This is a genomic window from Clostridium novyi NT (assembly GCF_000014125.1).
Lineage (GTDB): Bacteria > Bacillota > Clostridia > Clostridiales > Clostridiaceae > Clostridium_H > Clostridium_H novyi.
In genome coordinates, this window is the sequence record NC_008593.1 from 433,633 (window position 1) to 448,694 (window position 15,062).

12 protein-coding genes are annotated in these 15,062 nt (G+C 26.2%); all 12 read left to right on the top strand.

The window, feature by feature from the left end; genetic code table 11:
- Positions 1-2: 2 nt before the first annotated feature.
- The 12 genes from NT01CX_RS02150 to NT01CX_RS02205 all read left to right on the top strand — a co-directional run bounded on the left by NT01CX_RS02150 (position 3) and on the right by NT01CX_RS02205 (position 15,058).
- Positions 3-3,128 (top strand): helicase-related protein, encoded by a 3,126-nt coding sequence (locus tag NT01CX_RS02150; protein WP_011721392.1) that lies wholly within the window; start codon positions 3-5, stop codon positions 3,126-3,128.
- 357 nt (positions 3,129-3,485) lie between these two features.
- A complete protein-coding gene (locus NT01CX_RS02155; protein ID WP_011721393.1) occupies positions 3,486-4,358 on the top strand; it encodes an ATP-binding cassette domain-containing protein in 873 nt (290 codons plus the stop codon).
- The gene (locus NT01CX_RS02160) at positions 4,348-5,568 is read left to right on the top strand and encodes a hypothetical protein (protein ID WP_011721394.1); all 1,221 of its coding nucleotides are present in this window, start codon (positions 4,348-4,350) and stop codon (positions 5,566-5,568) included. Before NT01CX_RS02155 ends, NT01CX_RS02160 begins: the two co-directional genes overlap by 11 nt.
- Positions 5,569-5,605: 37 nt before the next feature.
- Positions 5,606-6,817: a hypothetical protein gene (locus NT01CX_RS02165; RefSeq protein WP_011721395.1), complete on the top strand. Its 1,212-nt coding sequence runs from the start codon at positions 5,606-5,608 to the stop codon at positions 6,815-6,817.
- Positions 6,818-6,916: 99 nt separating this feature from the next.
- Complete coding sequence (locus NT01CX_RS02170) at positions 6,917-8,155, top strand: ABC transporter permease (protein ID WP_011721396.1); 1,239 nt, start codon at positions 6,917-6,919, stop codon at positions 8,153-8,155.
- Positions 8,156-8,210: 55 nt separating this feature from the next.
- Positions 8,211-8,762 (top strand): RNA polymerase sigma factor, encoded by a 552-nt coding sequence (locus NT01CX_RS02175; protein WP_242648498.1) that lies wholly within the window; start codon positions 8,211-8,213, stop codon positions 8,760-8,762.
- Positions 8,734-9,495, top strand: coding sequence for a hypothetical protein (locus tag NT01CX_RS02180; protein WP_011721398.1), 762 nt, complete (start codon positions 8,734-8,736; stop codon positions 9,493-9,495). Before NT01CX_RS02175 ends, NT01CX_RS02180 begins: the two co-directional genes overlap by 29 nt.
- An 11-nt stretch (positions 9,496-9,506) precedes the next feature.
- On the top strand, positions 9,507-10,388 hold the full coding sequence (locus tag NT01CX_RS02185; protein WP_011721399.1) for an ABC transporter ATP-binding protein: 882 nt from the start codon (positions 9,507-9,509) through the stop codon (positions 10,386-10,388).
- 3 nt (positions 10,389-10,391) lie between these two features.
- The gene (locus tag NT01CX_RS02190; RefSeq protein ID WP_011721400.1) at positions 10,392-11,630 is read left to right on the top strand and encodes an ABC transporter permease subunit; all 1,239 of its coding nucleotides are present in this window, start codon (positions 10,392-10,394) and stop codon (positions 11,628-11,630) included.
- A gap of 241 nt (positions 11,631-11,871) precedes the next feature.
- Positions 11,872-12,804: an ABC transporter ATP-binding protein gene (locus NT01CX_RS02195; RefSeq protein ID WP_039243133.1), complete on the top strand. Its 933-nt coding sequence runs from the start codon at positions 11,872-11,874 to the stop codon at positions 12,802-12,804.
- A gap of 9 nt (positions 12,805-12,813) precedes the next feature.
- On the top strand, positions 12,814-13,950 hold the full coding sequence (locus NT01CX_RS02200) for an ABC transporter permease (RefSeq protein ID WP_011721402.1): 1,137 nt from the start codon (positions 12,814-12,816) through the stop codon (positions 13,948-13,950).
- A gap of 1 nt (position 13,951) precedes the next feature.
- Entirely contained in the window at positions 13,952-15,058 is a 1,107-nt protein-coding gene (locus NT01CX_RS02205; protein ID WP_011721403.1) for an ABC transporter permease, read from the top strand.
- Positions 15,059-15,062: the final 4 nt, after the last annotated feature.

Consider the following 15,062-nt stretch of genomic DNA (forward strand, 5'->3'; position numbering starts at 1 on the left):
TTATGGCGGAAATACCTGAAATAATTGATAATAGAAAATATAAGTTAAAAGATGTAATTAATCAAATTATAAAATATTCAGTAAAAGCTAGAATAGCAGCAGGATATTTTTATTTGAATGGATTTGAACTAGTAAAGGAAAATATAGGCGAAAATTGTACTCTTGATATTATTATTGGAACTGAAACTGATGAATTAACTGCTGCTACAATTGAAGAGGGTTATGCAAAAAAAAGCATAAATCCTCTTTCAGATTATATTGCACATTCTATGGAAAAATCTTTTCATAATATAAATGAAGAACAAGAAGAAAGAATATACGATTTATCAGAAATGATAAAAGCAGGTAGAGTTAATTTTAAGATATATACTAAAGAAAAATTTCATTCTAAGGCTTATATTTTTGATGTTGAATACAATGATGGAGATGTTAAAGATAGTTATGCAATTATTGGTTCAAGTAATTTCACAAAAAGGGGATTTGGAGCTGAGACATGTGCTGGAAGTAATACAGAATTAAATGCAGTATTAAGACAACACTCTGCAATAAATGAAGTTAAAAAGTGGTATGAAGATATTTGGAATGAATCAGAAGATTTTAACATGGAACTTTTGGATATCATAGAGAGAAATTTAAAAGTAGAAAAGCTTACATATTCACCAATGGATATAATTTTAAAGACATTATATAATCTTTATAAAGATGATAATACATTTGAAGAGGTAAAAAATTTAAATTTACATGAATTAACAGAGTTTCAAGCTTTTGCTGTAAAAAGAGCCATTAGAATTTTAAATAAGTATAATGGGGTAATAATAGCTGATAGTGTAGGATTAGGTAAAACATATGTAGCAAAAGGGTTACTAAAATACTTTGAAAATATAGAAAATGATACATTAATTATATGTCCAGCTTCATTAAAAAATATGTGGACTACTGAATCCAAAAATTTATCTATAGGAGTAAATGTTATTAGTCAAGAAAGCATAGGGGTAAATGGTATTGATTTTAGAATAGTAAATAATGTACAGTCTATAATAATTGATGAAGCACATAATTTTAGAAATGAAAATGCAAGTAGATTTAAGGAATTAATAAAAGGTACAATGGGAAAAAAAATAGTTGAACTAACAGCTACACCTATAAATAACTCAATATTTGATTTATATAATATAATGACTTTATTTGTAAAAGAAGATGAATTCAAAGAAAAGTTTGGAATTCCGAGGCTTAGAGACTTATTTAATAATTATCCTCAAAATAAAGATAAGGTTGAAAATATTTTAAGTGAGATATTGATAAGACGAAGCAGAAGCTTTATAAGAAAAAAATATGGGAAAAACAATGAGTTGATAATAAATTGTAAAAAATTAAAGTTCCCTTCAAGAAAAATAGAAAATATTAATTATTCAATAGCAAATGTATATGGTTCAAATTTGTATGAAGACATATCAGAAAAATTACAAAATTTAAATTTGCCGGTTATAACAGATGAAAAATTATCTTCAAAACAAATTGCGTTAATGATTGGTCTAATTAGAAAAATGTTCCTTAAAAGGTTGGAAAGTTCTATTGAAGCATTTAGAGAATCAATTAAAAAGCAAATTAAATACTGTGATATTTTAATTGATTCAATAAATCAAGGGTATTTAGTATCTAAAAAATATATTATGTCAGATAGTGTGGAGGACTTCTATCAAATTGATGAATTTAATAAAATAGAATTATCACAATATGATGGAGATGTAGAAAAACTAATTAGTAATATAAAAAGTGATTATTATGATTTTAAATATATTCTAGAGAAAATTGAAAATATAAACGAAAAAAAAGATGCAAAACTCCAAATGTTAATAAATAAGCTACAGTGGGATCTAAAAGGAAAAAAGGTAATTATATTTACAGAGTTTAAAGATACAGCTAAATATATATATAATTATATTAAAAATAATATAAATGTAGAAGTAGCTGAATTAGATAGTAGTAATAAGATGAGTAAAATAAAAATAGTAAATCGTTTTGCACCTAAAGCCAATAATTATGAACTCGCAATTAATGAAAAAGAGATAGATGTTTTAGTTAGCACAGATGTTTTAGCTGAAGGTCAAAATCTCCAAGATTGTAATATTATTATAAATTATGATTTATCATGGAACCCAGTGAAGATTATTCAAAGGGAAGGTAGAATAGATAGAATTACTACAGAATTTGATAAAATATTTATTTACAATTTTATGCCTGAAGATAAATTAGAAAACTTGCTTAACTTAGTTGATAAAATTAATATTAAGATAAAATACATAAATGAAACTGTAGGAAATGAGAGTAAAATACTTACTTCTACAGAGTTAACAAATGATAAAATATTTAATGATGAAGAAGATACTGAAACATTAAGAAAACTAAAAAATAAAGAAAATAAATCGGAAATTATAAATGATATAGAAAATAAACAAGACAATATTTTACCGTCAGAAGAGGAGATGCAAGAAGATTATAAAAACTACTTATTTAACAACACAGATAATATTAAAAAAGTTAACCAAATGGGGGATGGAATATATTCAATAAAAACTTCAACAGAAAATAAAGGAATATATATGTATTATAAAGTTGGAAAAGAAAATTATTTGTTATTTTATGATATATTAACTGATGAATTTATAACTAATAAAGCTAAGATATATAGTATTATTTCTTCAGGTAATTTTTTAGAATTTAAACCTATAAGGAAAAAGATTCCTATTGATGTAGAAGGAATTCTTGAAAAAGGTAGAAAAATTGTATGTGAAAAAGTACAAGACATAATACAAAGTCAAATAGCTCCAACTGAAATTGGTAAAGTTCAAAGAGAAGTAGCTGAACGTATTGAGAATATGTTTTTAAAGGCAAAATATAGAAGTAGGATTACTAGTGAACAAAGACTTATAAGAAAAAAGATAAGAAAGCCACTTCATAAAGGTACAATTATGAAATTAAAGTCATTGAAAATAGAGCAGTTTAATGATGATGAACTTATGGATAGATTAGATGAGATTTTAAGTTATATAGACTTAGATCAAGAAGATAAAAAATTAAGTAGTAGAGATGAAGAGGTAAAATTAGTTTGTTATGAAATATTATTGTAAAATAATTCAGTGGTAACTTAAGGTGTAATATGTAAAATTTTAAAGACATTTCTGCTTTTAGTGGAAATGTCTTTAGTTATTTATAAATAAAATCATTTAAATAATAAAGGTATAAAAAGCTAAATAGTAAATCTATATGAAAGATTAATTGGGTATTTAACTCCCCACAACATAGATTTTAAAATCTATGTTGTGGGGAGTTTTTTATGAAAAACATAAATAAATATTTTAAAAAAATTTTACACATTTTATGCACTTCGATTGTTATACATTATGGAGAGATAATAACCGCTAAGAAATGTTAAAAATGTGGATATATATTCTTCAAAATATTTAATTTGTTAGGAGGATACAGTAATGGGTTTAAAATTAGAAAATGTTACAAAGTCTTATGGCAACAATGTAATACTGGACAACATTAATCTTGAACTTGAAAATGGTATTTATGGACTTTTAGGAGCTAATGGTGTTGGAAAAACTACTTTGTTTAAGGTAATTAGTGGTTTTTTAACGGATTACAAAGGAAAGGTAGTTTATCCTAAACTTAATGATAAAAATGAAACTTTATTAGGATTTCTGCCACAAAGTTTTACTGGTTATCCAGAGATGGCTGTTCAGGAATTTTTGAAGTATATAGGAGGTATTAAGGCTAATGCTTCAAAAAATATAATCAATAAAGAAATTGATGAAAAACTAGAGTTGTTTGGTTTAACGGATTTTAAAAATAAGAAACTTAAAACTTTATCTGGTGGACAGCTAAGAAGAGTAGGTCTTGCTCAAGCTTTTTTATTAAATCCCAAAATTGTAATGCTTGATGAACCTACAACAGGACTTGATCCAACAGAAAGAATAAGGTTTAAAAATTATATTTCAGAGTTTGGTCGAGAGCAAACAATATTAGTTTCTACGCATATTGTTAGTGATTTAGAATTTATAGCAAAAGAAATATTTATATTGAAAGATGGTAACTTTGTAATGAAAGGAAACGAAAAACAATTAGTTGAACGTTGCAATAATCTTGTGTGGGAAGCAAGTTTCAAAAATGAAATGGAATTACATAATCGCCTAAAGGATTATACTATTTCAATGATTTATGATGATGGTGGAATAACAAAGGCTAGAGTTGTTAGTGAGAAACCTCCTGTACCTAATGCCATAAACGTAGTTCCAACTTTAAATGACATATATCTTTTTAATTTTAAAAAGGAGGCACAAGCTAATGCTAAATGAGCTTAAAAAATTTACAAGCAAACTTCATATAAAAATTTTAATTTTACTTGTTATTTTAGTATCAATTGCTACAGCACATTCCGCTAGTAATAGTAATTGCTTTTTTGTACTAAAATCTACAGATTCTAAAATGATAGAAGGTAAAGCTGCAATACCTTTAATGAAAGAACAATATAAGAATACTAAGGGAATTCTTACAATAGATACACTTAATAAGGCTTTAAAATATTATAAGTCAAAGCCAGATTGTGAAACAGCATTTTTAGAAACAGATATTAAGTATCCGGTGGTTTTGCATTTAATGGAAAAAGCTTATATATATGATGATACACAAGAATCATTCATATTTCAAAAAGAATCAGCTGTCTTTCATAAACTGAAGGACATGAATGATTTTTACACTAGAAATATAAAAGTAATTACAGAAAAGCTAAATAATGAAAAAAATAACTATGAATCTTGGGAAAAAAATATTATTATTGAAAAAGCAAAAAATATTAATAAACCATTTAATATTGATTTTAATAAACACTGGGAACTAGTATATACATGTTTTATAATTTGTTTTATGGTCATTGCTATTTCTGCTATTGTAATAGGTTCACGCTTATTTTCTTATGAAAAAGACAAAAATATGGATGTTTTATTGGTTTCTCTTGGAGATGAATCTCTTAGAAAAATTGGAATAAATAAGATAAAAGCATTGATTACTTTTTTAACAGTTGAGCTTTTAATAAGCGTAAGTATAGTATCAGTTATGATGTTTTCAAATACTGGAATTAGTGCTTGGAATAGTCAAATACAAATAAAATATTTTACTTCAATATACAATTTGACCTTTGGACAAGCATACTTATTAATTATATTTACTGGATGGGTTAGTATTATAGCTATAGGAATGTTTACTGCAACTTTAAATGCTTATAAGCAAAAATCTTATACTACCTTATTTCTTGGAGTTATTATAACGTTTATTCCAATGATTGCTGTAAAATTAGATATGTTTCCAGTTATTATAACAAAGTTTTTTAAGATGCAACCAATAAATGCATTTTCTATCATTGGAAATTTAGAATCCCTTCAAATATTTAATTTTATATTTTTTCATGCACTTACTATGACTGCTATTATTGTTAACGCTATGATAATTTTAGGAATTTGTATATTTATATCACCCCGTCTGTTTTTTGCCAAAATAAAAAATGCATAAGATATTTTATTATTTAAATATCAAAGGGAGGTAGATTATGTTTTCTGAAATGAAGAAGTTTTATAAAAATACAGCTATAATAATTTCTCTTGTTTTATCGGTAGTATTAGCAATAGGAATGCCTATTTTATTTATATATGATTATGCAAGTTACGACTATTCTAATGGAAAGGAAGTTGTAATAGAAGGTGTTAAGGGACTTAATTATAGAAAACAACAGATGCAAAAAGTTTCTGGAATTTTGAGTACAGATAAACTGAATAAAGCCCTTAATTTTTATAAATCTCAGCCAAAAGGAGATGATGCATATTTTAAAATAGAAGACAAATATCCTGGAATGTATTCTTTTTTAAAGGATGCATATGCGCCTTATGGAAGTGGAAGTTCATTTGATGTTAGTAGTATACAAAATGCTGATAATTTTTACAACAAAAGTACAGAAAGAGTAGAAGAAAAGATAAATTTATTTGGTAAGAATGTTATTTCCACAAGTGAAAAGCAAGAAGGAATAAATAGGGCAGCTAGTATAAGTAAACCCTATAATATTGAATTTGTTGATCAATGGACAATTTTAATTAAGTCCTTACTATTAGTATATATATTTATAATTTTATCTGGAATTTTAATATCAAATCAGCTTTTCTCATTCGAGAAAGAAAATAATATGGATATTATATTAAATTCTGCAGGTAGAAAAAAACTTGTAAGCATAGGATTAAGAAAAATATTTGCTATGATAGCTTACTTGACTTTAGAATTTATACTATGTACTGTTATTTGTACAACTATTATTGTTGGAATGTTTGGTGCTAGTGGTTGGAACTGTCAAATACAAATCTTACCGAAATTTTTTGCAAATATATATAATTGGTTTATTGGAAAGATGTTTATTAATCATTTTATAATTGCTTGGATAAGCATATTATCTGTAGCACTTATTGGAGCATTTATCAATTCTATCATACAAAAAACATATGCATCATTGACAATAGCGGCATTTTTAACAGTTACTCCAATGTTTTTAAAAAACAATACACTAGTATCGGCAAAAATTCAAAGATATTTATGTGTACAACCTATAAATGGAGTTAGTTTGGTTCCTTTTATGAATAGCTTATTAATCTATCAATTAGGATCGTATAAAGCGCTTACTGCATATGTAATTTTGCTTATTTCCATACTTTGTTCAATCACAGGAATAATATTTTCACCTATCATATTTTCAAAAAGAATAAATAAAAATGCTTAAATAAATATTAGTCAAGACCTAAAATTGTTAAAAAAGTACACATTTTAGATACTTCAATTTAGGAGGGACAGTTATGGAAATTATAGAAGGTGTATTTAAATGGGAACGTTAATAAAATATGAACTTAGAAAAATTTTTAAGACAAGAAGTACTAAGGTTTCTTTAATAGTTATTCTATTATTGATGGCATGTTCGGTGGTCTCCAATATAAAACATAGATTGTATGTGGATGAAATGGGTAATGAGATTCATGGATTAAAGGCTATTGAATTAAAAAGAGAACAAGTAACAAAGCATGCTGGATATTTATCAGAAGATAAATTAACAAATATATTTAATGATTATCAGAAGATAAATAAGGACAGTAAAAGTTATAAGCCTAATTCAAAGTGGTTAAAGGATGAAGTTTTTGGAAAGTATATTATGAATAAAGATGAAATTTTAGATCTTATACGTCAAGATTTTTCTTATGCTGATAAGTACAATTATGATATTGATTCATTATCAAATAAAGATATAAAAAGTTTTTATAAAAGACGTGACACAAAAATCAAAGAAATATTAAATAAGAAGTATTCACATGGAAGTTATTCAGAAAGTGAGAAAAAATATGTATGCGCTATAAACAATAAAATCTCAAAGCCTTTTTATTTTGATTATTCTGATGGATGGGAAGGGATTTTTAGAGAATTATTTCACATAATATTGATTAGTATTATTTTTGTGATAGGTATATGGGTTGCACCTATATTTGCATTGGAGTATGAAACGGGAGCAGATTCTATTATTTTATCCACAAGGTATGGAAAGAATAAGTTAATTATAGCAAAGATTTTAGCTGTATTTTTGTGTACAACCTTTGTTTACTTTGGATTAGTATTAATATTTACGGTATGTATGTTGTGGATTTATGGAATACATGGATGGAATGCTTCACTTCAAGTTATATTTATTAAATCAGTTTATCCTTTTTCAGTATTAGAGGGTTATTTACTAGGGGTTGCCTTAGGATACTTGGTTGCTTTAGCATTTTCTTCGTTTATTATGGTATTATCATCAAAGATTAAAACATCATCTATTATGGTAATTAGTGGATTATTGATTTTTATACCAATATTTTTTCAAAGAAATAAAGAAAATTTAGTATTGAATAGATTTACGAACTTGTTTCCAGGAAATGCAGTTAATGCTTTTAGAAACTTTTCTTCATGTGATACATATGCTTTTAAAAATCTAGTTTTACTAGCACCCCAATTAACCGCAATACTTTCTGTTATAGGAATTTGTATATTTGTACCTATTGCGTTTTATAATTTTAGAAATCATGAGGTAGTTTGAAAAACTTTACACATTTTATGCACTTCAGTTGTTATACATTATGGGAGGTGATTATGTGGCACAACAACCAATAAGAGATATTAAAAATGGAGATGCGGATTTAGCTGAAAGCATTGTTAGGGAAAATTATAAGGATATTTATAAATATTGTTATTGGAAAGTAGGAAGTAGTGAAAAGGCAGAAGACATTACCCAAGAAGTTTTCTTAAAATTTATTAAAAATATTGGTTGTTATTCGGAACGCGGGAAGCCGAGAGCCTACTTGTATACCATTGCTAAGAATTTGTGCATTAATGAGTATAAAAAATGTAATAGAGAGGTTTTGAATTCTGATGAAATAATTATTAACTCAATAACAGGGGATATTTTTGAAAATATTATTGATAAGATTACTTTGCAAAAACTTATAGGGGAACTTTCAAAAGAACAACAAGAAGTTATATTATTAAGGTTTGGACAAGGATTAAAACTTGGAGAAATTGCAATTATAACTGATACCACAAGATTTACTGTACAATATAGAATAAAAAAATCATTAGCAATTTTAAAGAAAAAATTAAAAGAAGGAGGTATTGACTATGAAAAAAGACCTACAGGAGAGTATTAAATCATTATATGATTCTGTGCCATCTTGTTCAAAAGAAGATGGTCTTGAAGAAACAATTTTAAAAGTACGTCAGTTGGTGGTACAACATCAGCAGACTAGAACATCCTTCCCACAATTCTTTTTGGCTCAATTTAGTTTAATTAGAAAAAAGGTTTGGATAATTCAAATGTTAATTGTTTTATTGTGCAGTATAAGATTAGTTTGCTTTTCAGATGGAATTGATACATTAGTCATGATTTCTTCTACAGCACCATTATTAATACTTGCAGGAATACAGGAAGTAACTAGATCCTATAAATATAAAACTCTTGAAATTGAATTATCAACAATATATTCATTTAAACAACTTATTCTTACTCGTATTACAATTTTAGGATTAGTAGATATTTTTATTTTAACTATTGTGTTAATTTTATCAGGAATAAATCTTAATCTAAATTTAATTGTATTGATATTATATATATTTGTACCATTTTTAGTTACGTGTTTCACTTCACTATTTATCTTAAATTATTTTAAAAATACAGATTGTAATTATATGTGTACAGTAATGGGAATAGCTACGGTAGCTTTAATTACAGTTACAGCAGCGTTTTGGCCTAATTTATATAAACCTTCAGCTTATTTATTGTGGGGAGTTTTATTCATAGTCGCATTTATTGGAGTTATTGCAGAGGTGTATAAATTGGTGAAAAATTGTAGCGAAAATTCAGGGTCTATATATACAAATTAGGGGGAGAGGTTATGGAACTTACTTTTAATAAATTAACAAGAAAATTTAATGATAAAATAGCTGTAAATGAGATATCAACAAAGATTTCAACTGGAGTTTATGGATTGCTTGGGGCCAATGGTGCTGGGAAAACAACACTTATGCGCATGATTTGTGGTGTTATAAATCCTACATCAGGTGAGATATTATTGGATAATAATAATATACATGACCTTGGAGAAGAATATAGAAATTTACTTGGATATTTACCACAAGATTTTGGTTATTATCCAGATTTTACGGCAAAGGAGTTTATGTATTATATTGCCGCTTTAAAAGGTATTAATACTAAAAGAGCTAAAGTAAAAACAAAAGAATTATTAGAAATGGTAGCATTATCAAAAGTTGCAAATAAAAAAATTGGTACTTTTTCAGGTGGAATGAAACAACGTTTAGGAATAGCACAAGCTGTTTTAAATGATCCTAAAATATTAATTTTAGATGAACCTACAGCGGGACTTGATCCTAAAGAACGAGTTCGTTTTAGAAATTTAGTAGCTAATTTTGCAAAGGATAAAATAGTTATTTTATCTACACATATTGTTTCGGATATAGAATATATAGCAGATAAAATTTTTATTATGAAAGAAGGAAATTTTATTATGCAGGGAACTGTTGATGAGCTTATAGCATTAGCGAAGGGATATGTTTGGGAGTGTGTAGTTGATTCACGAGAAGTTGAAAAGTATCAAAGCAAATATTGTATTGGAAATTTACATCATTTAAATGGGAAGGTTAAACTTAGAATTATTTCTAAAGAGAAACCAATAGAAGATGCATTACCTGAAATTCCAACTTTAGAAGACTTATATCTATATTATTTTCAAGATGAACAGTCTTATGAGGAGATATAATAAATGGGAACGTTAATAAAATACGAACTTAAAAAAATTTTTAGAAGAAAAAGTACTAAGGTATCTTTAGTAGTTATGTTATTATGGCTATTATGTTGGGGTAGTATTATTATAAAAGACAATGATTATACAGATAAAAGTGGAAAAGGGATTAATGGATTAAAATCTATTGAATTAAAGAAAGTAGCAGTAACAAAACATGAAGGATATTTATCCAAAGATAAATTAACAAATGTATTTAATGATTATCAAAAAATAATTAAGGACAGTAAAAATTATCAACCTAATTCAAAGTGGTTAAAGAATGAAGCTTTTGCAAAGTATGTTGATAAGCATGAAATTTTAGATCTTTTACGTCAAGATTTTTCTTATGCTGATAAATATAATTATGACATTATAGATTCATTGTCTAATAAAGATGTGAAAGATTTTTATAAAAGACGTGATGAAAAAGTTAAAGAAATATTAAATAAAAAATATGCACATGGAAGCTATTCACAAAGTGAAAAAGATTATGTGATTTCTTTAAATCAAAAAATTTCCAGACCATTTTATTTTAACTATTTTAATGGATGGGAGGATATTTTGAAAATGTTATTTCCAGTAATGGCAATGCTCATTACTTTGGTTACAAGCATATGTGTTGCCCCTATATTTGCATTAGAATATCAAACAGGAGCGGATTCAGTTATTTTATCTACAAGGTATGGAAAGAATAAATTAATTATAGCAAAGATTTTGGCTGTGCTTTTATGTGTAACTTTTATTTATTTTACAGTTGTTATTATATTTACATTAGGTATGTTATGGTGTTATGGAACATATGGGTGGAATGCTTCTTTTCAAGTTATATCTATTAAATCAGTATATCCTTATTCTGTATTAGAGGTTTATTTACTAGGAGTTGCTATAGGATATTTAGTTATATTGGCATTTTCTTCGTTTATTATGTTATTATCATCAAAGATTAAAACACCAGCTATTATGGTCATTAGTGGATTATTGATTTTTGTTCCAATATTAGTTCGAAGAGATAAAGAGAATTTAGCATTGAATAGAGTTATGAACTTGTTTCCAGGAAATGCAGTTAATGCTTTTGTAAATTTTTCTTCATACGATACCTATGTTTTTAAAAATATAGTTTTATTAGCACCTCAATTAATAACAATACTTTCTGTTATAGGAATTTGTATATTTGTACCTATTGCTTTTTACAATTTTAAAAATCATGAAGTTGTTTAAAATTTATCGTCAATCATTATTTTTATAATGATTGACGATAAATTTTTATATATAATCAGTGTGAAGTTCCATGAATATATAAAGTATACAAATTATCATCATTGAAATTTATAGAATATTGTTTTTATAAAAGTTATGACATTTGTCATATACAAATCAATACTTAATTCACTACGTTACAAATCAATAGTATAGTAATATGGTATTAGATTCTAGAAACTAAAGTTGAGGGGTGAAAATATTGATACTTGAAGCAAAAAATATAGTAAAAAGATATGGAGAACATTTAGCAATAGATAATGCCAGTTTATCTGTGAGAGAAGGAGAGATTTTTGGACTTTTAGGACCTAATGGAGCTGGTAAGACTACGCTTATAAATATTATAGTAGGACTTTTAAAATCATATTCTGGTGAAGTAAATGTTTTTGGAAAAGATTTAGTAAAGGATGAAATGTATATAAAATCGCAAATAGGAATTGCACCACAAGAAGCTGCATTATTTCATGATTTAACGGCATATGAGAATGTTACTTTCTTTGGTAGATTATATGGGCTTAAAGGTAAAGAACTCAAAGATGGGGTAAAAGAAGCCTTAGAATTTACAGAACTTTGGGATAGAAGAAAGGATTATCCAAAACAATATTCAGGTGGTATGAAAAGAAGACTTAATATTGCATGTGCTATAGTTCACAAACCTAAACTAATAATTATGGATGAGCCTACAGTTGGAATAGATCCTCAATCAAGAAAGCATATATTAAATTCCATAAAAAAATTAAATAAAATGGGATCTACTATAATATACACATCTCATTACATGGAAGAAATAGAGGATCTATGTGATGAAATAGTAATAATGGATAAGGGAAAAGTTATTGCAAAAGGTACAAAGGAAGAATTAAAAGAACTTATAGCTACAGAGGATAAGGTGAGTATAGGGGTTTCTAACATAAGCTACAGCATAATAGATAAGATAAAAAAAGTACAAGGTGTAAAGGAATGTGTTATAGACAATAATGTTATAAATATTATTTCAAAAAATGGAAGTGCAAATTTATCTGAAATAATAGATATAATTGTAGATTATGGAGCAGAGATAAATAAAATAAATATGGATAAGCCTTCACTAGAAGGAGTATTTTTAACACTTACAGGTAGAAAATTAAGAGATTAGGAGGATAGTATGAGAATTTTATATATTATATTTTATAATTTAAAAAGAAATTTTAGAGATAAAAAAGATCTAATAAATATGATACTTATTCCTTCAATATTTATATTTATACTTGGTATGGCATTAAAAAATGCATATATTCCTGAAAATATAAAAAAGGCTAAAGTCTATTATTATTCAGAAGATAACAAGAATATTTCAGATGGATTATATTCATATATATCTTGTGACAAATTAAAACATTTAGTTGATGTAACAAAGGTATGTAGTGAAAAGGAGGGGCTTGACCTTATAAAAAAGGATAACTATGCTACATTTGTATATGTACCTAATAACTTTTCTAAAGACATAAGTGAGGGTAAGAAACAAGGAATATTTTTATATAATGAAAAAGGTACTATACAAACACAAATTGTTAAAAATATTTTGGAGGGTTTTGCAAGTAATGTAAATTCAATTTATGCGATTTATAGTATTGGAGGACAAGCAAAATATGTTCCAACAAAAAATACATTAGTAACTTCTAAAATTAATATTCATGGAAAAACTCCAAGAGCTATAGATTATTACGCTATAACTATGTTAGTTATGACATTAATGTATGGTGCAAGTTATGGTAAGTATGCAATAGAAGAGATATATAATCAGGAAGCGGGAAAAAGAATTCAAATTGCGCCAATAAAAAAATTTGAAATTTTAATTGGATATATTTCATCATCAGTTATTACTGTATTTGCTTCAGGAGTTTTAATTATGATAATAGCCAAGTATATTTTTAAAGCTAATTATGGAAATAACATGCCATTAATAATATTTATTATATTTACAATGTCTGTATTATCAAATTTTATAGGAATGACAATTGCCGTGATTAAAAGAAATTATAAAGGCGAATTTTATGTGGTAGATGTTATTGTTATTGTTTGTACCTTTGTATCAGGTGGATATACGCCAATGAACATAAATAACCATATATACAATAAGGTTATTAAATTTGTACCTAATATGATGGCGCATAATGCCATGTTTAATTGTATATATGGATTTAATAAAAATATAGTTATTTCAAGCATTTTATCTATGTGGATTGCAATAATTTTTTTAATTACTATATCATCGTTATTAGCAAGAAAAAGGGAGGGGTAATATGACTATATTTATAAGTAACTTAAAAAGAATTTTTAAATCAAAAACAAACATTTTTTTTATGGTTATACTACCTGTGGTATTAATAATATTTATGATTTCAATTAATAGAGGAGGAAGAAGATTTTCCTTAGGAATTGTAGATTATGATAATACAAGTTTTACAGAAATTTTAGCAAAAGAGATTGGTAAGGATAGTAAAATAAATTATTTAAATCAAAAAGATATAGATAAGTCATTAGTTAATTTTCAAAATGATTATATAATAGAAATACCAAAAGGATTTACAAAGGAAGTTATAAATGGACATGATAAAAAGATAAAAGGGTATGAAATTGATGGAATAAATGCGTCTAGTGCATTAAAATTTAATATAGAAAACTTTATAAGTACATCAAAAGATATAGGAAAGTATGTTAAAGGAAATGAAAAACTTTTTTATAATGCATTAGAAAAATATAGAGAGGGAATTTTGGATGTAAGTTTAGAAAACATGGATAAAAGTCCAATAAATCAGAATAATATAGAATTTTGTGTAGGGATTCTAATATTTAATATGCTTATGCTAGGAATTAATATGGCCCCAATAATAATTAAAGATAAAATAAGTAGGGTGTACTATAGAATATTTGTATCTCCAATTAAACCACAAAATTATACATTACAAAATCTTATGAGTTTTTTTGTTGTACTTATTATTCAAATAATCATACTACTTACATTTATAGTAGCCATATTAAATATAAGTATTCCCAACTTAAAAAGCATATTTTTAATGTTTTTAATTTTTGGAGTATTTGTTGTTGCCTATAGTTTATTTATCTCTAATATATCCGATAATTCAAGAACAGTTTCAATTATTTCTAGAGGTACAGCTATTCCTATGGCTATGTTAGGAGGGTGTTTTTGGCCAGTAGAAATAATGCCAAGTGTTTTGCAACAAGTTTCTAAATTTATTCCTGTGACATGGATGATGGAGGCCATAAATAAGTTATTATATAATAATAGTTTATTGAGTATTTTGAAGGAAATATCTATAATAGTTCTTTTTTCCATAGTATTTTTACTATTAGCATCATGGCGAAGAAAAGATATAGTTAATTTATAAAGTT